This window comes from Streptomyces avicenniae (assembly GCF_000719135.1).
Classification (GTDB): domain Bacteria; phylum Actinomycetota; class Actinomycetes; order Streptomycetales; family Streptomycetaceae; genus Streptomyces; species Streptomyces avicenniae.
Map to the genome: position 1 here is coordinate 48,491 of NZ_JOEK01000006.1, position 19,441 is coordinate 67,931.

The 19,441-nt window shown below is 74.8% G+C and carries 19 protein-coding genes; 12 read left to right on the top strand and 7 right to left on the bottom strand.

The features are described 5' to 3' along the window. From IF27_RS11605 to IF27_RS11620, 4 genes are all read right to left on the bottom strand, one after another. Positions 1-672 (bottom strand): response regulator, encoded by a 672-nt coding sequence (locus IF27_RS11605; protein WP_052849410.1) that lies wholly within the window; start codon positions 670-672, stop codon positions 1-3. Then, positions 669-2,027, bottom strand: coding sequence for a sensor histidine kinase (locus IF27_RS11610; RefSeq protein WP_110945778.1), 1,359 nt, complete (start codon positions 2,025-2,027; stop codon positions 669-671). Before IF27_RS11610 ends, IF27_RS11605 begins: the two co-directional genes overlap by 4 nt. An 11-nt stretch (positions 2,028-2,038) precedes the next feature. After that, on the bottom strand, positions 2,039-2,317 hold the full coding sequence (gene pspAA / locus IF27_RS11615) for a PspA-associated protein PspAA (RefSeq protein ID WP_052849411.1): 279 nt from the start codon (positions 2,315-2,317) through the stop codon (positions 2,039-2,041). Between the two features lie 82 nt (positions 2,318-2,399). Beyond that, a complete protein-coding gene (locus IF27_RS11620) occupies positions 2,400-3,203 on the bottom strand; it encodes a PspA/IM30 family protein (RefSeq protein ID WP_110945779.1) in 804 nt (267 codons plus the stop codon). A gap of 264 nt (positions 3,204-3,467) precedes the next feature. On the opposite strand from IF27_RS11620, the gene IF27_RS11625 reads away from it, so the two are divergent. Together IF27_RS11625 and IF27_RS11630 are read left to right on the top strand one after the other, a co-directional pair. After that, complete coding sequence (locus IF27_RS11625; protein ID WP_052849413.1) at positions 3,468-4,064, top strand: DUF3043 domain-containing protein; 597 nt, start codon at positions 3,468-3,470, stop codon at positions 4,062-4,064. 95 nt (positions 4,065-4,159) lie between these two features. Continuing rightward, on the top strand, positions 4,160-5,233 hold the full coding sequence (locus IF27_RS11630; RefSeq protein ID WP_052849414.1) for a S1C family serine protease: 1,074 nt from the start codon (positions 4,160-4,162) through the stop codon (positions 5,231-5,233). A gap of 58 nt (positions 5,234-5,291) precedes the next feature. Here the strand turns inward: IF27_RS11630 and IF27_RS32045 are convergent, their stop codons facing one another. After that, positions 5,292-5,639: a hypothetical protein gene (locus tag IF27_RS32045; RefSeq protein ID WP_420822002.1), complete on the bottom strand. Its 348-nt coding sequence runs from the start codon at positions 5,637-5,639 to the stop codon at positions 5,292-5,294. Between IF27_RS32045 and IF27_RS11640 the strand changes: the two genes are divergently transcribed. Continuing rightward, entirely contained in the window at positions 5,638-6,819 is a 1,182-nt protein-coding gene (locus IF27_RS11640) for a bifunctional adenosylcobinamide kinase/adenosylcobinamide-phosphate guanylyltransferase (protein WP_052849416.1), read from the top strand. The genes IF27_RS32045 and IF27_RS11640 overlap by 2 nt on opposite strands. 71 nt (positions 6,820-6,890) lie before the next feature. After that, complete coding sequence (locus IF27_RS11645) at positions 6,891-8,018, top strand: nicotinate-nucleotide--dimethylbenzimidazole phosphoribosyltransferase (protein ID WP_052849417.1); 1,128 nt, start codon at positions 6,891-6,893, stop codon at positions 8,016-8,018. Positions 8,019-8,040: 22 nt separating this feature from the next. Here IF27_RS11645 and IF27_RS11650 read toward each other — a convergent pair whose 3' ends face one another. Beyond that, entirely contained in the window at positions 8,041-8,850 is an 810-nt protein-coding gene (locus tag IF27_RS11650) for a hypothetical protein (protein ID WP_052849418.1), read from the bottom strand. A gap of 33 nt (positions 8,851-8,883) precedes the next feature. Between IF27_RS11650 and IF27_RS11655 the strand changes: the two genes are divergently transcribed. The 6 genes from IF27_RS11655 to IF27_RS11680 all read left to right on the top strand — a co-directional run bounded on the left by IF27_RS11655 (position 8,884) and on the right by IF27_RS11680 (position 16,776). Then, entirely contained in the window at positions 8,884-9,732 is an 849-nt protein-coding gene (locus IF27_RS11655; RefSeq protein WP_052849419.1) for an adenosylcobinamide-GDP ribazoletransferase, read from the top strand. Positions 9,733-9,857: 125 nt separating this feature from the next. Continuing rightward, entirely contained in the window at positions 9,858-11,381 is a 1,524-nt protein-coding gene (locus tag IF27_RS11660) for a leucyl aminopeptidase (protein WP_052849420.1), read from the top strand. A 168-nt stretch (positions 11,382-11,549) separates the two neighbouring features. Then, positions 11,550-12,938 carry a dihydrolipoyl dehydrogenase gene (lpdA, locus tag IF27_RS11665; protein WP_052849421.1) on the top strand — a complete coding sequence of 463 codons (1,389 nt, stop codon included), beginning with the start codon at positions 11,550-11,552 and terminating at the stop codon, positions 12,936-12,938. A gap of 64 nt (positions 12,939-13,002) precedes the next feature. Beyond that, entirely contained in the window at positions 13,003-14,757 is a 1,755-nt protein-coding gene (gene sucB, locus IF27_RS11670; RefSeq protein WP_052849422.1) for a 2-oxoglutarate dehydrogenase, E2 component, dihydrolipoamide succinyltransferase, read from the top strand. A gap of 122 nt (positions 14,758-14,879) precedes the next feature. Further along, positions 14,880-15,503, top strand: coding sequence for a GntR family transcriptional regulator (locus tag IF27_RS11675; RefSeq protein WP_052849423.1), 624 nt, complete (start codon positions 14,880-14,882; stop codon positions 15,501-15,503). 235 nt (positions 15,504-15,738) lie between these two features. Then, complete coding sequence (locus IF27_RS11680; protein WP_052849573.1) at positions 15,739-16,776, top strand: helix-turn-helix transcriptional regulator; 1,038 nt, start codon at positions 15,739-15,741, stop codon at positions 16,774-16,776. On the opposite strand, the gene IF27_RS11685 is transcribed toward IF27_RS11680, so the two are convergent. Further along, positions 16,767-17,732: an SDR family oxidoreductase gene (locus tag IF27_RS11685; RefSeq protein ID WP_052849424.1), complete on the bottom strand. Its 966-nt coding sequence runs from the start codon at positions 17,730-17,732 to the stop codon at positions 16,767-16,769. The genes IF27_RS11680 and IF27_RS11685 overlap by 10 nt on opposite strands. Positions 17,733-17,930: 198 nt before the next feature. Here IF27_RS11685 and IF27_RS11690 point away from each other — a divergent pair, with 198 nt between their 5' ends. After that, the gene (locus IF27_RS11690; RefSeq protein ID WP_052849425.1) at positions 17,931-18,500 is read left to right on the top strand and encodes a DUF4240 domain-containing protein; all 570 of its coding nucleotides are present in this window, start codon (positions 17,931-17,933) and stop codon (positions 18,498-18,500) included. Positions 18,501-18,517: 17 nt separating this feature from the next. After that, positions 18,518-19,420 (top strand): TIGR01777 family oxidoreductase, encoded by a 903-nt coding sequence (locus IF27_RS11695; RefSeq protein WP_052849574.1) that lies wholly within the window; start codon positions 18,518-18,520, stop codon positions 19,418-19,420. Positions 19,421-19,441: the final 21 nt, after the last annotated feature.

Consider the following 19,441-nt stretch of genomic DNA (forward strand, 5'->3'; position numbering starts at 1 on the left):
TCAGGCGCCGCGCGGGCGGACGAGCCCCGTCTCGTACGCCGTGACGACGAGCTGCGCCCGGTCGCGGGCGGAGAGCTTGGTGAGCAGCCGGTTGATGTGCGTCTTCACCGTGAGCGGGCTGACGTTGAACCGGCGCGCTATCTCGTCGTTGGACAGGCCACCGGCCACCTCGACCAGCACCTCGCGCTCCCGGGCCGTCAGGACGTCGAGGGCGGAGCCGTCCAGGTTCTCCCCCGCCGCCTCGGCCGAGGAGAGGAAGCGCGCGATCAGGCCGCGGGTGGCCGCCGGGGAGAGCAGGGACTCGCCCGCTGCCGCGAGCCGGATGGCCTGGAGCAGCTCGGCAGGTTCCGCGCCCTTGCCGAGGAAGCCCGACGCGCCCGCGCGCAGGGCCTCGGCCACGTAGTCGTCCGACTCGAAGGTGGTGAGGATGACGACCTTCACGTCGGCCAGGGTGGGATCGGCGCTGATGGCGCGGGTGGCGGCCAGGCCGTCCATGCCGGGCATGCGGATGTCCATCAGCACGACGTCGGCGCCCGCCTCGCGGACGACCCGCAGGGCCTCGGCGCCGTCGGGCGCCTCGCCCGTCACGGTCATGCCGGGGTCGGAGTCCACCAGGACGCGGAAGGCGCTGCGCAGGAGGGCCTGGTCGTCGGCCAGGACCACACGGATCACGCGGGCCGCCCCGCGGGGTCGGCGGCGCGGCGCGGCCCGACGCGTGCCGGGGGCGGCGCGTCGGGGGCCTGGGCCGTGGTCACGCCGGGCTCTGGCGGGCGGGGCGCGAGCAGCGGCAGGGTCACGCGGACGCGGAACCCCTGGTCGTCACGCGGCGCCGCCTCGCAGGTGCCGCTGAGGGCGGCGGCCCGCTCGCGCATGCCGGTCAGGCCGTGGCCGCTGCCGTACCCGGCCGGGACGCTCCGGTGCGCCGCCCCGGCGGGGGCGGGGCCGTCGTCGTCCACGGTGACGGTCAGCTCGGGTGAGGAGGGGCCGCCCGTGCGGACGATGCGGACCCACGCCTTCGCCTCGGGCCCGGCGTGCTTGTGCACGTTGGTCAGCGCCTCCTGCACGACGCGGTACGCGGTCAGGTCCACCGCGGAGGGCAGCGGTCCCCCGGCCGCGGGCGCGTGCACCGAGACCGTCATGCCCGCCTTGCGGAAGCCGTCCACCAGGTCGTCCAGCACGGCGAGGCCGCGGGCGGGCTCGGTGGGGGCGATCGGCTCGTCCTGCTGGCGCAGCAGCCCGACCGTGCTCTGCAACTCCCCGAGGGCGCGGCGGCTGGCGTCCCTGATGTGGCCGAGCGCCTCCTTGGCCTGGTCGGGGCGCGAGTCCATGACGTGCGAGGCGACGCCCGCCTGGACGTTGACCAGCGCGATGTGGTGGGCGACGACGTCGTGCAGCTCGCGCGCGATCCGCATGCGCTCCTCGGCGACGCGGCGGCGTGCCTCCTCCTCGCGGGTGCGCTCGGCGCGCTCGGCGCGTTCCCTGATGGCCTCGAACATGGCGCGGCGGCTGCGCGCGGCCTCGCCGGTCACGGCGGCGAGGGCCGTCCAGGCGAAGACGCCGAGGTTGTCGGAGGAGTACCAGGGGCGTGTGCCGAAGACCATGGCGACCGGCGTGAGGACGATGACGGTCGCGACGGCGGCGCGGCGCGTGGTGTTGCGGTCGGTGCGCAGCGCGACCGTGAACAGGGCGATGACGACGGCGATGACCAGCGAGGAGCTGCGCTGCCCGGGCAGGTAGGTGAAGCTGCCGAGGACCAGCTCGGTGATGACCAGCGCCGACACCGCGCCGAGGACGCAGACCGGGTAGCGGCGGCGCCCGACGAGCACGGCGCAGGCGGCGACCGAGATCAGCACGGTGTGCCCGGCGAGGTGGCGCTTGCCGAACCCGGCGGTGCCGCCCGGGTGCCCGTAGACGGTGACGGCGGCGAACAGGATCCCGACGAGGACGAACGCGGCGAAGATCACGTCGGTCGCCAGCGGGTGACGGCGTACCCACTGGCCGACGCGGATGCCTTGCTCGGGATTCACGGCGGGCCGGCTCAGTCCGGGATGAGTCCGTCGTCGGTGAGCATGGCGCGCACCTCGTCGATGGACGCGTCGGCGGCGGGCAGGATCAGCTCGGACGGCTCCAGGGAGTCGTCGGGCAGCGGGGTGCCCAGCTCGCGGACGGCCGCCAGGAGGGCGTCGAGCGTGCCGCGGAAGGCCGCGGCGTCGCCGCCCTCGACCTCCGCGAGCAGCTCGTCGTCGAGCTTGTTCAGTACGGGCAGGTGGCTGTCGTCCAGCCGCACCTGGCCCTCCCCCATGATCCGCACGATCATGTCGCTCCACCACTCCCGGGCATCATTCGTCGGTCACCGGCGCGTCGCGCGCGGGACGCCGTGCGTCACCGCGTGCGGGGCGTCACTGCTTGTCGAACTTCGGGGACTCCTGCTGGGCGGCCTGGCCCTGCTGGGTCCCGGCGGCGTCGCCGCCCTCGATGGCCTGGCGGCCCGACGAGCTGCCACCGGCGAGTTCGGCCTTCATGCGCTCCAGCTCGAACTCTACGTCCGAGTTGCCCGCGATCCGGTCCAGCTCGGCCGTCAGGTCGTCCTTGGTGGTGCCGGTCGGGTCGTCGAGCGCGCCGGAGGCGAGCAGCTCGTCGATGGCGCCTGAGCGTGCCTGGAGCTGGGCGGTCTTGTCCTCGGCGCGCTGGATGGCCATGCCGACGTCGCCCATCTCCTCGGAGATGCCGGAGAACGCCTCGCCGATGCGGGTCTGGGCCTGCGCGGCGGTGTAGGTGGCCTTGATCGTCTCCTTGCGGGTGCGGAACGCGTCCACCTTCGCCTGGAGCCGCTGGGCCGCGAGGGTGAGCTTGTTCTCCTCCGTCTGGAGCGTCTCGTGCTGCTGCTGGAGGTCCGAGATCTGCTGCTGGAGTCCCGAGCGACGGGTCAGGGCCTCGCGCGCCAGGTCCTCACGGCCGAGGGCGAGGGCCTTCTTGCCCTGCTCGCCGAGCTTGTCGGACTGGTTGTTCAGCTGGTTCAGCTGGAGTTCGAGGCGCTTGCGGGACGTGGCGACGTCCGCGACCCCGCGCCGCACCTTCTGGAGCAGCTCCAGCTGCTTCTGGTACGAGTAGTCGAGGGTCTCGCGCGGGTCCTCGGCCCGGTCCAGGGCTTTGTTGGCCTTCGCGCGGAAGATCATTCCCATCCGCTTCATGACACCGCTCATGGACTTCGCGCGCCCCCTTCATACCGGGCTCGAACCTGTGACCCATCGTGTGATCCCCTACTACCCTACGGGGCCCGTCTCCATTAGCGCACCGCCCGGCGCCCTGTGGCTTCCTCCCTCAGGACGATCAGCCGCGCCGCCGTCTCCCGCCTGGGGAGGAGACGCGGGTTCAGGGTGGTCCGGGGGACGGGTGGGGAGGCCGTTGCGGATTCGTGCCCCGCACGCCCGGGGGGACTCGGGCGGCGGCCCGTTACGCTGGGAGACGTGTTCCGAAGCCGTTCGAAAGAAGATTCCACCAGCACCCCCGCTCTCACGGGGGACGAGCAGGTGCGCGACCCGCAGGCGCCCAAGGGGCGGCCGACTCCCAGGCGCAGCGAGGCCGAGGCGCAGCGACGTGCCACTGCCAAGGCGCCCGCGAACCGCAAGGACGCCACCCGGCGTGCGCGGGAGCAGCGGCGCGTCGCGCTGACGAAGCAGCGCGAGGCGCTGCTCTCGGGCGACGAGCGGCACCTCCCGGCCCGCGACCGTGGCCAGGTGCGCCGGTTCGCGCGGGACTACGTGGACGCGAAGTGGCACGTGGCGGAGTACTTCCTGCCGATCGCGGTGCTCATCCTGGTGCTGAGCATGGTGCCGTCGATGCAGACGAGGAACATCGCGCTGCTGCTGTGGGTGGTCGTGATCCTGGCGATCGTCTTCGACTCGATGCTGCTGTCGCGGCGGCTGAAGAAGGAGCTCCAGCAGCGGTTCCCGGACGAGAGCATCCGTGGTGCCAGGCCGTACGCGCTGATGCGCACCATGCAGATGCGCCGGATGCGGCTGCCGCGCGCGCAGGTCAAGCGGGGCGAGGCCCCGCGCCGCTGAGGTGCGGACGGCGCCGCGTGCGCCGCTCGGGTGCCGTGCGGCGGTGGGCGTGCCACTCCCCGGCGTGACGGCGGGAAGCGGACACAATGCGGCATATGTCGCAGTCGCAGACCTCGCCGTCCCTGACCCGGCTCACGGCCGCCGCGCTGTGCGCGGCGGCGCTGCTCGCCGGTGCGTCCGGCTGTACCGCGGACACGACCGCAGCCGAGGAGGCGGGCAGCGGCCGGGCGGCGTCCGACCCGCCGGAGCCGACCCGCTCGGGCGAGTTGCAGGACGCCTACGAGGACGTCGTCCAGGAGGTGCTGCCGTCCGTCGTGCAGATCACGACCGAGGACGGCCTCGGCTCGGGCGTGGTCTACGACGACGACGGCCACATCGTCACGAACGCACATGTGGTGGGTGAGGGCGAGGAGTTCGAGGTGCTGCTCGCGACCCGCCAGCAGCCGGTCCCCGCGCGGCTCGTCACGGCGTACCCGCAGCAGGACCTCGCCGTCATCGAGCTGACCGAGAAGCCGGACCGGCTGCGGCCCGCGACGTTCGGCGACTCGCGGAAGGTCGAGGTGGGCCAGATCGTGCTGGCGATGGGCAACCCGCTGGGGCTGTCCTCCAGCGTGACGCAGGGCATCGTCTCGGCGGTCGGCCGCTCCGTCAGCGAGGGCGAGGGGCAGGCCACGCTCGGCAACATGGTGCAGACCTCGGCGGCGATCAACCCGGGGAACAGCGGGGGAGCCCTCGTCAATCTGTCCGGACAGGTCATCGGCATCCCGACGCTGGCCGCCCGCGACCCGGGGCTCGGCGGCGGGCAGGCGCCCGGCATCGGCTTCGCGATCCCCGCCTCGACCGTCACGTTCCTGGCCGACCAGATGATCGAGCACGGCCGGGTGGTGGACTCGGGGCGCGCCGCGCTCGGCGTGACCGTCCGCACGGTGCTCGGCGACGGTTTCGAACCGGCGGGCGCGGCCCTCGTGGACCTCACGGACGACGGCCCGGCGGAGCGCGCCGGGCTGCGCCCCGGGGACGTGATCGTCAGGCTGGGCGGGGAGGACGTCACCGACGTGGTGTCGCTGTCCGAGGCGCTGGCCGCCGAGCGGCCGGGCGAGCGGGTGGAGCTGACGTACGTGCGGGACGGCGACCGGCGCGAGGCCCGCGCCACCCTCGGCGAGGTCTGAGGTGCCTGGCGGACCTGCCGCGCCGCCCGCGCGCCGGGCGCGGGCGGCGGACGGGGCGTCAGCTCTCGGCGGCGTGGAGGTCCATCGGGCCGTAGACGGCGGTGCCGCCGTCGAGCAGGAAGACCTGGTCCACACCGGCCTCGACCAGCTCGGGCCAGCTCTCGCCGATCCACGACTCGGCGTCACCCTGGGTCCCGAAGTCGCCCGGGTCCTGCGGGGGTTCGACCGCCGTGCCGTCCGCGCGCTCGAAGCGCCACTCCCACGCCATCTCCGCCTCCTGCTCCCCTGCCGCGACTACCTGCCCGCAGACTAAATCACGGCACGCCGTGCGGCGCACACCCGCGCGCACCCGCCCCGACGGGCGCCGCGCGAGCCCGTCCGCACGGCCGGAGAGGATCGACGCCATGGAGGTCACCGCCCTCGGCACCGGCGCCCCCACGGGCCTGCCGCTCCCCGGCTGCCCCTGCGCCGCCTGCGCCCGCGCCCTCGGCGCCGAGGCGCGCACCGCCACGGCGCTGCTGATCGACGGCGTCCTGCTGCTCGACCTGACGCCGGGCACCGCGCTGTCCGCCGCGCGGGCCGGTACGTCGCTGACCGGCGTACGGCGCGTGTTCCTGACGCATCCGCACAGCGGGCCGCTCCCCGAACCGCCGCCAGGACTGCCCGCGCCGCTGCGGCTGCCCGACGGCCGGGAGGTGACCCTGCCGGGCGGCCACCGCGTGCGCGCGGTCGCCGTGGACGAGCCGGGCACCGGCTACGCCGTCACCGGGCCGGACGGCGCGCGGCTGCTGTACCTGCCGCCGGGCGCGGCCCCGGCGGGCACGGGCGACGGCGTGCCGTACGACCTGTGCCTCCTCGACGTGGCGGGCAGGCCGGAGGCGCTGGCCACGCTGCGGGCGGCGGGCGCCGTCGCGCCGACGACGGACCTGATCGCCGTCCACCTGGGCCACGACGTGCCGCCGGGGCCCGAGCTGCACCGGCGGCTCGCGGCGGCCGGGGCGCGCGCGGTGCCCGACGGGACGACCGTGACGGTCGGCGACTTCCGGCACGTCCCCGACCTGCCGCGCCGCACGCTGGTGCTCGGCGGCGCGCGCTCCGGCAAGTCGGCCGAGGCGGAGCGGCGGCTCGCCGCGTTCCCCGGCGTCACCTACGCCGCGACGGGCGGGCGGCGCGCGGGCGACGCGGAGTGGGCGGAGCGCGTCGCCGCCCACCGGGAGCGCCGCCCGGCGTCCTGGACGACCACCGAGACCACCGACCTCGTGCCGCTCCTCGCGGACGACGAAGGGCCGCCGCTGCTCATCGACTGCCTGGCCCTGTGGCTGACGGACGCGATGGACGCGGCCGGGGCCTGGGAGGGGCCGCCGCGCGGGCTGGCGGAGCGGACCGCGGCCCTCGTCGCCGCCGTGCGCGCCACCCGCAGGACGGTCGTCCTGGTCAGCAACGAGGTGGGCTCGGGCGTCGTCCCCGCGACCCGCGCCGGGCGCCTGTTCAGGGACGAACTCGGCCGCCTGAACGCGGCGGTGGCCGCCGAGTGCGAGCACGTCCTGCTGACCGTCGCGGGCACGGCGCTCACGCTGCGGGGCTGACGCGGCGGGCCCGCCCGTACGGGGCGGCGGGCAGCGGTGGCGGCACGTACGCGGGCGGTAGTCTCGTGCGCATGAGTGACGGCGGTCTCAACCTCGACGACTTCGGCGATCTCATCGAGCGCCCGAGCGCCCGCCTGCGGCGCTCGGCCGAGGAGCGGCGCGCCCGTACGGGTCTCGCGCCCGGCGCCCTCGGCAGGCTGGACGAGGTCGGCGGCTGGCTGGCCGCCGCGCAGGGACGGGTGCCGGTGACGCCGCTTGAGCGGCCGAGGGCCGTCGTCTTCGCAGGGGACCACGGCGTCGCCGCGCTCGGCGTCTCGGCGCGTGCCCCGGGCAGCGCCGTGACGCTGGTGCGCGCGCTGCTCGACGGCACGAGCCCGGGCGCCGTCCTGGCGCGGCAGCTGGGGGTGCCGGTGCGCGTCATCGACATGTCGCTCGACTGCCCGCCCGAGGACCTGCCGGGCGACGTCACCCGGTACCGGGTGCGGCGCGGCTCGGGGCGGCTCGACGTCGAGGACAGCCTCACCGCCGAGGAGGCCGAGGCCGCCTTCCGCGCGGGCATGGCGGTCGCCGACGAGGAGGCGGACGCGGGCACGGACCTCCTCGTGCTCGGCGACCTGTCGGTCGGCGGGACGACGGCGGCGTCCGTGCTCATCGGCGCGCTGTGCGGGACGGACGCCTCCGTGGTGACCGGCAGGGGCGGCGAGCCGATCGACGACCTGGCGTGGATGCGCAAGTGCGCGGCCATCAGGGACGGGCTGCGGCGCGCGCGGCCCGTGCTCGGCGACCAGCTGCGGCTGCTCGCGGCCGTGGGCGGCGCCGACCTGACGGCGATGACCGGCTTCCTGCTCCAGTGCGCGGTGCGGCGCACCCCCGTGCTGCTCGACGGGGTGGTCGCGACGGCGAGCGCGCTGGTCGGGCAGCGGGTCGCGTTCCGCGCGCCGGACTGGTGGCTCGCCGGGCAGGCGAGCGGTGAGCCCGCGCAGGGGAAGGCGCTGGACCGGATGGCGATGGACCCCCTGCTCGACCACGGGGTGACGGTCGGCGACGCCGTCGGCGCGCTGCTGGCGCTGCCGCTGGTACGGGCCGCCGCCGCGCTGGCCGCGGAACTGCCGGAGCGCGAAGGGGAGTCGGCGCCGCCGGTGGCGCCGTCCGCCGGGGGCGGCGAGCCGGAGCCCGCGGTCATCGCCGACGCGACGTGACGTGAGGTGACGCGGCGGGGCGTCAGCTCCCGTCGCCTCCCTGGTCGTCCTTCGCCTTCCCGGCACCCTCCTTGCCGTCGCCGGGCGGCGGCGCCGGGGTCCCGGCGACGAGGTCGTCCACCTTCTGTTCGAGCCGCCCCCAGCGCCGCACGTGCTTCTCCTCGCGGCGCCGCGCGCGTGCCGCCGCGCGCGGCCTGAAGCGGTAGACGTGCCGGTCCCAGAACGAGCCGGGCCGCGCGAGCCGCACCGCGCCGACCAGCGCGACCAGCGGCACGAGGATCCCGAACACGGTGGTCCTGACCTTCCCCTTCATGAGGGCGACCAGCGCGAGCAGGAAGTTGATCACCAGCGTCACGATCAGGCTCCCCCGGTCCAGCCAGGTCTCCGGGCCCGCCCCCGCGACCCCGAGCGGCAGGAAGCCGAACAGCAGGATGGTGCACAGCGCCGCCGTCAGCACGACGGCCTCCACGCTCTTCTGGCCCTGCTCCGACCAGTAGACGTCGTGCAGATAGAGGATCAGCGCGAACTCGTCCATCACCAGGCCGACGCCGATGCCGAACACGATCGCCGTGCCCGCGGCGATCCAGCCGCGGCCGGGCGCCGCCACGCCCCCGAAGCCGCCGACGCACATGAGGATCACGCCGGGCACCACGTGGTGGAGGTGCCGCCCGCCCGCCGACAGGTCGTGGAAGGGACCCTTGCCCGCCCGGATCATGCGCGTGATGCACCGGGTCACGACGAAGGTGACGACGAACGCGAGCAGCGCCAGGAGCAGGGGGAGCTTCCCCGGCTCCACGATGTTCCGCTCCCACCAGTCCACTACCGAGCCCATGCACGTCAGCCTCTGCCGCTACCCTCCGGTGCGATGAACGCCACGCCGCCCCCGCCCCCCGCCGGGCCACCTCCCGCCACCGGGACGGACGCACGCGACGCCCTCCGGTTCGCCTTCGGCACCCTCACCGTGCTCCCCGTCCGCCCCCCGGGGCGCTGGGACCGGCCGACCGCCCGCCGCGGCATGCTGTGCGCGCCGCTCGCCGGGCTCGCCCTCGGCCTGGCCGCCTGCCTGCTGTCCTGGCTGCTGCTCGAACTGGAGGCCGACGCCCTGCTGACGGGCGTCCTGGCCGTCGCGCTGGTCGCGGCGCTCAGCCGCGGCCTGCACCTCGACGGGCTGGCCGACGTGGCGGACGGGCTCGGCAGCCGCCGTCCGCCCGAGGAGGCGCTGCGGGTGATGAAACGTTCCGACATCGGGCCGTTCGGCGTCCTCGTCCTCCTCCTGACCGTCCTGACGCAGGTCGCGGCCGTCGCCGGGCTGTCCGGGCACGGGCGGGCGCGCGCGCTCACCGCGCTCGTCTGCGCGGTGGTCGTCTCCCGCGCCGCGCTGACCTGGGTCTGCCGGGCGGACGCGCCCCCGGCCGCGCGTCCCGACGGCATGGGCGCGACCGTCGCGCGGACCGTGCCGACCTGGGCGGCGCTCGCCGTCGCGGGCGCGGTGGCCCTCGGGTCGGCCGTCGCCGGGGCGCTGGCCTGGGGGGACCGGCCTGCCGTGGGCGCCCTCGGCGGGCTGCTGTCCGTCCTCGTCGCGCTGGCGGCTGCGGAGCTGTTGCTCCGTCACTGCGCCCGTCGCCTGGGCGGGCTGACGGGTGATGTGCTGGGCGCGTGCGCGGAGACGGCCGCGACGGCGGCGCTGCTGGTCTGGACGGTCACCGCGCCCTGAACCGGCGGGGTCCCGCCCGGCGTAGTCTTCTGAACCTCCGGGCCCGACCGGCGGCCGGACGGACCCCGTGCCCGGCCTTCGGCCAGGACATGATCACGACGCCCCACGGAACGGAATCACCCCACGTGACTGAACTGACCCTCAGCAACCTCTCCGCCACCTCCGTCCCCGCCGACGCGGTGGTCGTCGGCATCGCCAGGGGCGAGTCGGGCCCGGTCCTCGCGCCGGGGCCCGCCGCGGCGTCGGCCGTGGACGAGGCGTTCGGCGGCGGCCTGGCGGCGGCCCTGGCCACCGTCGGCGCCAAGGGGGACAAGGAGGAGATCACCAAGCTGCCCGTCCCCGAGGGCGTGCCCGCACCGCTGGTGGTCGCGGTCGGTCTCGGCGACGTGCCGCACGGCGGCGACGGCTACGCGCCGGAGACCCTGCGCCGCGCCGCGGGCGCCGCCACCCGCGCGCTCGCGGGCTCCGACCACGCCGTCCTGGCGCTCCCGCTGGCCGACGACGACGCCGTGGCGGCCGTCACGGAGGGCGCGCTGCTCGGCACGTACACGTTCACCGCCTTCCGCGGCCGGGGGCACGAGGGCACGGCGCCGCTCGCCCGCATCACCGTCCTCGACCCGGGCGCGGCCGACGCGACGCACGCGGCGGCGGCCGAGCGGGCCCTCGTCGTCGCCGAGGAGGTCGCCCGCACCCGCGACCTGATCAACACCCCGGCCAACGCGCTGACCCCGGCCGACTTCGCCGCCCTCGTCGCCTCCGCCGCCCCCGAGTACGGCGTCGAGGTCGAGGTGCTGGACGAGGAGGCGCTCGCGGCGGGCGGCTACGGCGGCATCCTCGGCGTCGGGCAGGGCTCCGTCGCGCCGCCCCGGCTGGTGCGGCTGGCCTGGACGAGCGAGGCGGCCTCCACGACGCTGGCGCTCGTCGGCAAGGGCATCACCTACGACTCGGGCGGCCTGTCGCTGAAGCCGGTCGGCGCCAACGAGACGATGAAGTGCGACATGAGCGGCGCCGCCGCCGTCTTCTCCGCCGTGCTGGCCGCCGCCCGCCTGGGCCTGCCGGTGAACGTGACGGGCTGGCTGGCGCTCGCCGAGAACATGCCGTCGGGCTCGGCGATGCGCCCCGGCGACGTGCTGACGACGTACGGCGGCACCACCGTCGAGGTGCTGAACACGGACGCCGAGGGCCGCCTCGTCCTGGCCGACGCACTCGTGCGCGCCTGCGAGGAGTCCCCCGACGCCGTGGTGGACGTGGCGACGCTCACCGGCGCGATGGTCCTGGCGCTCGGCAAGCGCCTCTTCGGCGTCATGGCGAACGACGACGCGTTCAGGACGCTGCTGCACGAGACGGCGGAGCAGGCCGGGGAGCAGTCCTGGCCGATGCCGCTGCCCGCCGAGCTGGCCGAGAGCCTGAAGTCCACGGTCGCCGACCTGAAGAACGTGGGCGAGCGGCTGGGCGGCGGGCTGACCGCCGGGGTGTTCCTGAAGGAGTTCGTGCCGGACGGCGTCCCCTGGGGACACCTGGACATCGCGGGCCCGGCGTTCCACGAGGGCGCCCCGTTCGGCTACACCGCGAAGGGCGGCACGGGCACGGCGGTGCGCACCCTGATCCGGCTGGCGGAGCGCGCCGCGGACGGCGAGCTGAGCGGCTGACGGGCGCGGACGCCGCCCCGTACGCCCGGTACCGGGCGGCGTCCGCCCCTGTCGCGCAGCGTGCGAAGATGGGGTCCGGCAGGACAGGGCCCGGCTAGGCCATCCAGGCGAGCCGCACACCGCCGCCTTTCCGCGGCGGCCGACAACCCCATCTTGGAGGAACGTGACGTGGCGAACGACGCCGGCACCGTTTACGACCTGGTGATCCTCGGTGGCGGCAGCGGCGGATACGCCGCGGCCCTGCGGGCGTCCCAGCTCGGCCTGGACGTCGCCCTCATCGAGAAGAACAAGCTGGGCGGCACCTGTCTGCACAACGGCTGCATCCCCACGAAGGCACTCCTGCACGCGGGCGAGATCGCCGACGCCGCGCGGGAGGGCAGCGAGTTCGGAGTCAGGACCACCTTCGAGGGCATCGACATCGCGGGGGTCCACAAGTACAAGGACGGCGTGGTCGCCGGTCTGTACAAGGGCCTCCAGGGTCTGGTGGCCTCCCGCAAGATCACGTACGTGGAGGGTGAGGGCCGCCTATCGTCCCCGACCTCCGTGGACGTGAACGGCACGCGCTACACCGGTCGGCACGTCCTGCTGGCCACCGGTTCCGTCCCGCGGTCCCTGCCGGGGCTGACGATCGACGGCGACCGGATCATCTCCTCGGACCACGCGCTGGTCCTGGACCGGGTGCCGAAGTCGGCGATCGTGCTGGGCGGCGGCGTCATCGGCGTCGAGTTCGCGTCCGCCTGGAAGTCGTTCGGCACCGACGTGACCATCGTCGAGGGCCTGCCGCACCTGGTGCCCGCGGAGGACGAGAACAGCTCCAAGCTCCTGGAGCGCGCCTTCCGCAAGCGGGGCATCACCTTCTCCCTCGGCGCCTTCTTCCAGTCGGCCGAGTACACCGCGGACGGTGTGCGCGTGACGCTGGCGAACGGCAAGACCTTCGAGGCCGAGCTGCTGCTCGTCGCCATCGGCCGCGGCCCCGTGTCGCAGGGCCTCGGCTACGAGGAGAACGGGGTGACGCTCGACCGCGGCTTCGTGACCGTGGACGAGTACTGCCGCACCTCCGTGCCGACGATCTCGGCCGTGGGCGACCTCATCCCCACGCTCCAGCTGGCGCACGTCGGCTTCGCCGAGGGCATCCTCGTCGCCGAGCGGCTGGCCGGTCTGTCGCCGGTGCCGATCGACTACGACGGGGTGCCGCGCGTCACCTACTGCCACCCGGAGGTCGCCTCCGTCGGCATCAGCGAGGCCCGCGCCAAGGAGCGGTACGGTGCGGACCAGGTCGTGACGCTCAAGTACAACCTGGCCGGGAACGGCCGGAGCAAGATCCTGAAGACGGCGGGCGAGATCAAGCTCGTACGCGTCCGGGACGGCGCCGTCGTCGGCGTCCACATGGTCGGGGACCGGCTCGGTGAGCAGGTGGGCGAGGCCCAGCTGATCTATAACTGGGAGGCGCTGCCCGCCGAGGTGGCGCAGCTCATCCATGCCCACCCCACGCAGAACGAGGCCCTGGGCGAGGCCCATCTCGCCCTCGCAGGCAAGCCGCTGCACTCCCATGACTGACCTTGGCGCGTCATCACCGGAGCGCGTTTCCATCCGCCACTTTTCGTAAGGAGCAACAGAAACCATGGCGGTTTCCGTAACCCTTCCGGCGCTCGGCGAGAGCGTGACCGAGGGCACCGTCACCCGCTGGCTCAAGGCCGAGGGCGAACACGTCGAGGCCGACGAGCCGCTGCTCGAAGTCTCCACCGACAAGGTGGACACCGAGATCCCCGCGCCCGCCGCGGGCGTGCTGTCGTCGATCAAGGTCGCCGAGGACGAGACGGTCGAGGTGGGCGCCGAGCTGGCGATCATCGACGACGGTTCCGGCGCCCCGGCCGCCGCGCCCGCCCCGGCGCAGCAGGAGCAGCAGCAGGCCCCGGCCCAGCCGGAGCCGGCCCAGGCCGCGCCCGCGCAGCCCGAGCCCGCGCAGTCCGCCCCGGCGCAGCCCGCCGGGGGTGCGGCCGAGGGCACCGACGTCGTCCTGCCCGCGCTGGGCGAGTCCGTCACCGAGGGCACCGTCACGCGCTGGCTGAAGCAGGTCGGCGACTCCGTCGAGGCCGACGAGCCGCTGCTGGAGGTCTCCACCGACAAGGTGGACACCGAGATCCCCGCCCCCACCTCCGGCACCCTGCTGGAGATCACGGTCGGTGAGGACGAGACGGCCGAGGTCGGCGCGAAGCTGGGCGTCATCGGTGCCGCGGGCGCGGCTCCGGCGGCGCAGGCACCGGCCGCCCCCGCCGCTCCAGAACCGGCCAAGGCCCCCGAGCCCAAGGCGGAGGCGAAGGCTCCCGAGCCGAAGCCCGAGCCGGTCAAGGCCGCCCCCGCCGCGCAGGCCCCCGCGCCCGCGCAGCCGCAGGCTCCCGCGCAGGCCCCGGCGGCGCGCCGTACGCAGGAGGCCGCCCCGGCGGCCGACGGCGCGTACGTCACGCCGCTGGTGCGCAAGCTGGCGTCCGAGAACGGCGTGGACCTCACGTCGGTCAAGGGCTCAGGTGTCGGCGGCCGTATCCGCAAGCAGGACGTCCTGGACGCGGCCGAGGCGGCGAAGGCCGCCGCGGCGCAGCCCGCCCAGGCCGCCGCTGCCCCGAAGGCCGCGGGCCCCGCCCCGGTCCAGCCGTCGCCGCTGCGCGGTCAGACGGTGAAGATGAGCCGTATCCGCAAGGTCATCGGCGAGAACATGCTGAAGGCCCTGCACAACCAGGCGCAGCTGTCCACGGTCGTCGAGGTGGACGTCACCCGCGTCATGCGGCTCCGGGCGAAGGCCAAGGAGGCGTTCCTGGCGCGCGAGGGCGTGAAGCTGTCGCCGATGCCGTTCTTCGTGAAGGCCGCCGCCGAGGCGCTGAAGGCGCACCCGGCGATCAACGCGAAGATCAACGACGACGGCACCGTCACGTACCACGACGTGGAGAACGTCGGCATCGCCGTGGACTCCGAGCGGGGCCTGATGGTGCCGGTCATCAAGGGCGCGGGCGACCTGTCCCTGGCCGGTATCGCCAAGAAGACGGCGGACCTGGCGTCCAAGGTGCGCGGCAAGGGACTGACCCCGGACGACATGTCGGGGGGCACGTTCACGATCAGCAACACCGGGTCGCGCGGCGCGCTGTTCGACACGATCATCGTGAACTACCCGCAGGTCGCGGAGCTGGGGATCGGCGCGACCGTGCGCCGTCCCGTCGTCGTCAACCACCCGGAGCTGGGCGAGACCATCGCCATCCGGGACATGGTGTACCTGACGCTCTCCTACGACCACCAGCTGGTGGACGGCGCGGACGCCGCCCGCTACCTGGGGGACGTGAAGGCCCGCCTGGAGGCCGGTCAGTTCGAGGGTGAACTGGGGCTCTGACCCCGGGCCGCCTTGCCGGCAGCTCTTCCCCGCGCCCCGCCCGGAGCCTCCGGGCGGGGCGCGGGCTTGTGGTGAGCGCTTATCGTCAGCAAACGGCACAACCAACGACAGGAGCGTGCGGGATGAGTCCACCCGTCGTGCGTTCGCTGCGTCAGCAGATCCGTGAGCACATCGTGGAGGGCATCGTCAGCGGGCGCTGGCAGCCGGGCGAGCGGATCGTGGAGCGGCGGATCGCGGTCGAGCTGGAGGTCAGCCAGACACCCGTACGGGAGGCGCTGCGGGAGCTGGAGGCGCTGCGGCTCATCGAGTCGGCGCCGAACAAGGGCGTCCGTGTCCGCGCGCTGACGGCCGCCGACCTGGAGGAGATCTATCCGGTGCGGGCGGGCCTCGAACAGATCGCGGCCGAGCTGGCCGCCGCGCGGCTGGCCGCGGACGTGACCGCGCTGGAGGCCGAGGTGGCGGCGCTGTACGCGGCGGACCGGGTCGCGGACGCGGAGGCGCAGGTCGGGCACACGGTGGCGTTCCACCGGGTGCTGGTGGCGGCCTCGGGCAACAGTGTGCTGCTGCACACCTGGGAGTCGCTGGGGATCGAGATCTGGACGGGCCTGTCGATCCGCTGGCTGGGGACGCGGCAGCGCTCGTACGCCGAGGAGCACCAGGAGCTGATCGACGCGTTCCGGCGGCGTGACCCGGCGATCGGGCGGATCGTGAAGGAGCACGTCCTGGGCTGTGCACCCCGTGCCTGATTCCCCGGCATGGAGTGCCAATTTCTCCGATTCCATGATTTTTTGTCCCCACCCTTTGATCGATCATCGATCATCGGCTTAGAGTCTGTTCCGTAGTTCCCTGCAAGCGAGCCCCGCCGCGTAGCTCCTGTCCTGCCCCGCGGCGAGGTTCCCACTGGAGGCCCGGGTCCCGAATGTCGCGCCAACGACGGGACCCGGCCCTCACGGGCTCCGCGCGCCGTCCATCATGGAGGGCATGCGCGCCGCCCGTCTGATCAGGATGATCCTGCTGCTCCAGTCCCGCCGTGCGATGACCGCCGACGAGCTGGCGGCCGAGCTGGACGTCTCCGCCAGGACCGTCGCGCGCGACGTCGAGGCCCTGTCCGAGGCGGGCGTGCCCGTCTACGCGGACCGGGGCCGTACCGGTGGCTACCGCCTCGTCGGCGGCTACCGCACCGGGCTCACCGGCCTGGCCCGTGACGAGGCCGCGGCCCTCTTCCTCTCCGGCGTCCCCGCCGCCCTGCGGGACATGGGGCTCGCCGACGCCGCCTCCGCCGCGCGGCTCAAGGTCTCGGCCGCCCTGCGGCCCGAGCTGAGCGACGCGCACCACAGCGCGGCGCAGCGCTTCCACCTCGACGCCCCCGGCTGGTGGCAGCCGCCCTCCACGCCCGCGCTGCTGCCCGCCGTCGCCGACGCGGTGTGGGACGACCTGTGGCTGACCGTGGACTACGCGCGGCAGGGCCGGGACGCCGTGACGCGCGTCCTCGCGCCGTACGGGCTCGTGCTGAAGGCGGGCGTCTGGTACCTGGCGGCACGGCCGGGCGGGAGCGGCGACGGGGGCGACGGGGGCGACGGCGGGGAAGCCACGCACCGCGTCTACCGCGTGGACCGGTTCACGCGGGCCGAGGCGGCGGGCGGGCGCTTCACGCGGGACGAGTCGTTCGACCTGCCGGGCTTCTGGGCGGAGCGGGCGGCGCAGTTCGCCAGGTCGATCCTGCGCGCGGCCGTCGAGATCCGGGTGACGGCGGCGGGCGCGCGGGCGCTGCGGCGCGTCACCGACCGGGACGCGGCGCGGGAGGCGCTGGCCCAGGCCGGGCCGCCCGACGGGCAGGGCCGGATCACGCTCGCCCTCCCCGTGGAGTCGCTTGACGTCGCCTTCGACCAGTTGCTGACGCTCGGCCCCGAGTGCGAGGTGCTGGGCCCGCCCGAGCTGCGGGAACGGGTGGCGGACGCGGCGCGGCGCACGGCGGCGCTGTACGCCGCCGCGGCCGTGCCCGGTACAGCTCAGCGGTAGTCCTCCGGGGACGCCGTGCTGTCACCGTTGACCACGTCGCGGATGTAGCCCTCCGCGTCGGGCCGTGACCCGTCGATGTCGGTGAAGCCGTAGACCCGCGACAGGCCGCCGCTGCTGAGCGACCGCCCGTTCCAGCGCGCGACGTCCGGGTCGGCGGCGAGCGCGGCCACCGCGCGTCCGACGAACGCCGGGGACTCGGACACCGCGAACGCCGGCTCCTTCGCGACGGCGTCGCGCCAGGTGTCCTCCGTCACCTCCATGTGGGTGTCGAGCATCGTCTCCGAGCGCAGGAAGCCCGGGGTGAGCGTCACCGCCGTGCAGCCGGACTTCCCCAGTTCCTGGGCGAGCCCGAGCACCATGCGGATCGGCGCGTACTTGGCGAGGTCGTAGAAGAAGTGGCCGCGGTACACGGCGTTCGACTCGACCGTGCCGTCGGTGATCTCCACCAGCAGGCCGCCCGGCCGCCGCGTCAGCAGCGGCAGCGCGTAGTGGCTGGTGACGATGTGGGTCTCGACGCCGAGCCGCAGCATCCGCAGCCCCTTGTCCAGGTCGGCCTCCCACATCAGCGCACCGGCGGGCCACCACAGGTGGTCGCCGCCCCAGATGTCGTTCACCAGGACGTCGAGCCGCCCCTGCTCGCGGTCGATCCGCTCCACCAGCGCCCGTACCTGGTCGCGCTCCAGGTGGTCGGTGGGCACCGCGATGCCCTCGCCGCCCGCGGCCGTGACCAGCTCGGCCGTCTCCTCGATGGTCTCGCTCGCCCGGCCCATCTCGCTGACGGACGCGCGCGTCGTACGGCCGGTGACGTACACCGTCGCGCCCGCCGCGCCCAGTTGGACGGCCATTCCGCGCCCCGCGCCCCTGGTCGCCCCGGCGACCAGCGCGACGCGGCCGGTCAGCGGCCCCTCGCCCGCCGGTGCCGTGTCGTGCTGCTGCCCCTGCTCGCCTTGCTTCACGTGTTCTTTCCTCTCGGTCGTGCTCGGACGGGACGAGGCTCGCAGCCATACCCGACACCTCCTGTCCGGCTTTCCCGGCCGTTCCCCCGCCGTTCCCGCAGCTCCCGCCCCCGCCGCCGCTCCCCGACGGCCGTACCCGTCCGGCCGAGCGCGTCCCGCGTGCGGCGCGGGCCCGGGGCGCGGATGCTGGAGCCTGTGATGTACGAATCGGGCTTCTGGGAGACCGTGGACGGCGCGCGGGCGGCGGCGGACGGCGATCCCGACGCACTCGCCGACCTCCTCGTGGGGCGGCTCGCCGAGCTGGACCCGCAGAGCGTCACCGACTTCGCGCGCCACTTCGAGTCGCGCCTCGCCCGCGCCTACCGGTGGGACCTGTGGGGCGCCGCGCAGGTGCTGCTGGGCAGCGCCGACCTGACGGACCGGCCGGTGGACGACGAGATGTTCGAGAACTTCCGCTGCGCCCTCGTCGGCCGGGGCCGTGCCGTCTTCGAGGGCGCCCTCCAGGACCCCGACGCCCTGGCCGACCTGCTGCCGCCAGGATTCGACCCGGCGACGGAGGGCGAGGCCGAGGAGGTGGGCTACGCGGCCTACGACGCGTACGAGCGGCTCACGGGCGACGAGCTGCCCGACCTCGGCCTCCCTGAGCCCGCGCGGGAACCCGACGGCGTGCGGCCCGACTTCGACGACCCGGCGGCGCTGGCCGCCGCCTACCCCCGGCTGTGGGCACGGTTCCGCGACGCGCCGCCGACTGGCCCCGCCGCGCCGTGATCGGGAAGGATGGGCGCATGTCTCGCATCGCGGTCACCGGCTCGTCAGGACTCATCGGCAGCGCGCTCGTACGGTCCCTGCGCGCCGACGGGCACCAGGTCGTACGGCTGGTGCGCACGGCGGCGTCGCGGCCCGACGAGGCGTGCTGGGACCCGTCGGGGCGGCGCCAGGAGATGACGGCGGCGGCCATCGACGGCTGCGACGCCGTCGTGCACCTCGCGGGCGCGGGGGTCGGCGACCGCCGCTGGACGGCGCACTACAAGCGGGTCCTGCGCGACAGCCGGATCCTGGGCACGGCCGCGATCGCCGCCGCCATGACGTCCCTGGACACCCCGCCGCGCACGCTGGTGTGCGGCAGCGCCATCGGCTGGTACGGCTACACGGGCGACCGCGCGGTGGACGAGACGGCGCCGCGCGGCAGCGGCTTCCTCGCCGACCTGGCGGTGGACTGGGAGGCGGCGGCGGAACCGGCCGCCGCGGCGGGCATCAGGACGGTGTTCGCCCGCACGGGGCTGGTCGTCGCGCGCGGCGGCGGGGCGTGGGGGCGCCTGTTCCCGATCTTCCGCGCGGGCCTCGGCGGGCGGCTGGGCGACGGGCGGCAGTACTGGTCGGCGATCTCGCTGCGCGACCACGTCGCGGCCCTGCGGTTCCTGCTGGACGAGGAGCGCGGCCTGTCGGGGCCGGTCAACCTCACGGGCCCGCACCCGGCGACCAACCGGGACGTCACCCGCGTGATGGCCCATGTACTGCGGCGCCCGGCCGTGTTCGCCGTGCCCGCGCCCGTCCTGCGGGTGGCGCTCGGCGAGTTCTCGCAGGACGTCCTCGGCAGCCAGCGCGTCCTGCCCCGGCGGCTGCTGGACGAGGGGTTCACGTTCGAGCACCCCACGGTGGAGGACGCGGTCCGCGCGGCCCTGACGTGAGGGCGGGCGGGGCGGCGTCTA

Bases quoted from the DNA above. Each gene is read 5' to 3' on its own strand.
- IF27_RS11650 (WP_052849418.1), bottom strand. From the start codon at position 8,850: ATGGGCTCGGTAGTGGACTGGTGGGAGCGGAACATCGTGGAGCCGGGG.
- IF27_RS11690 (WP_052849425.1), top strand. From the start codon at position 17,931: ATGTACGAATCGGGCTTCTGGGAGACCGTGGACGGCGCGCGGGCGGCG.
- IF27_RS11680 (WP_052849573.1), top strand. From the start codon at position 15,739: ATGCGCGCCGCCCGTCTGATCAGGATGATCCTGCTGCTCCAGTCCCGC.
- IF27_RS32045 (WP_420822002.1), bottom strand. From the start codon at position 5,639: ATGGCGTCGATCCTCTCCGGCCGTGCGGACGGGCTCGCGCGGCGCCCG.
- IF27_RS11675 (WP_052849423.1), top strand. From the start codon at position 14,880: ATGAGTCCACCCGTCGTGCGTTCGCTGCGTCAGCAGATCCGTGAGCAC.
- IF27_RS11645 (WP_052849417.1), top strand. From the start codon at position 6,891: ATGAGTGACGGCGGTCTCAACCTCGACGACTTCGGCGATCTCATCGAG.
- pspAA (WP_052849411.1), bottom strand. From the start codon at position 2,317: ATGATCGTGCGGATCATGGGGGAGGGCCAGGTGCGGCTGGACGACAGC.
- IF27_RS11630 (WP_052849414.1), top strand. From the start codon at position 4,160: ATGTCGCAGTCGCAGACCTCGCCGTCCCTGACCCGGCTCACGGCCGCC.
- IF27_RS11620 (WP_110945779.1), bottom strand. From the start codon at position 3,203: ATGAGCGGTGTCATGAAGCGGATGGGAATGATCTTCCGCGCGAAGGCC.
- IF27_RS11640 (WP_052849416.1), top strand. From the start codon at position 5,638: ATGGAGGTCACCGCCCTCGGCACCGGCGCCCCCACGGGCCTGCCGCTC.
- sucB (WP_052849422.1), top strand. From the start codon at position 13,003: ATGGCGGTTTCCGTAACCCTTCCGGCGCTCGGCGAGAGCGTGACCGAG.
- IF27_RS11655 (WP_052849419.1), top strand. From the start codon at position 8,884: ATGAACGCCACGCCGCCCCCGCCCCCCGCCGGGCCACCTCCCGCCACC.
- IF27_RS11695 (WP_052849574.1), top strand. From the start codon at position 18,518: ATGTCTCGCATCGCGGTCACCGGCTCGTCAGGACTCATCGGCAGCGCG.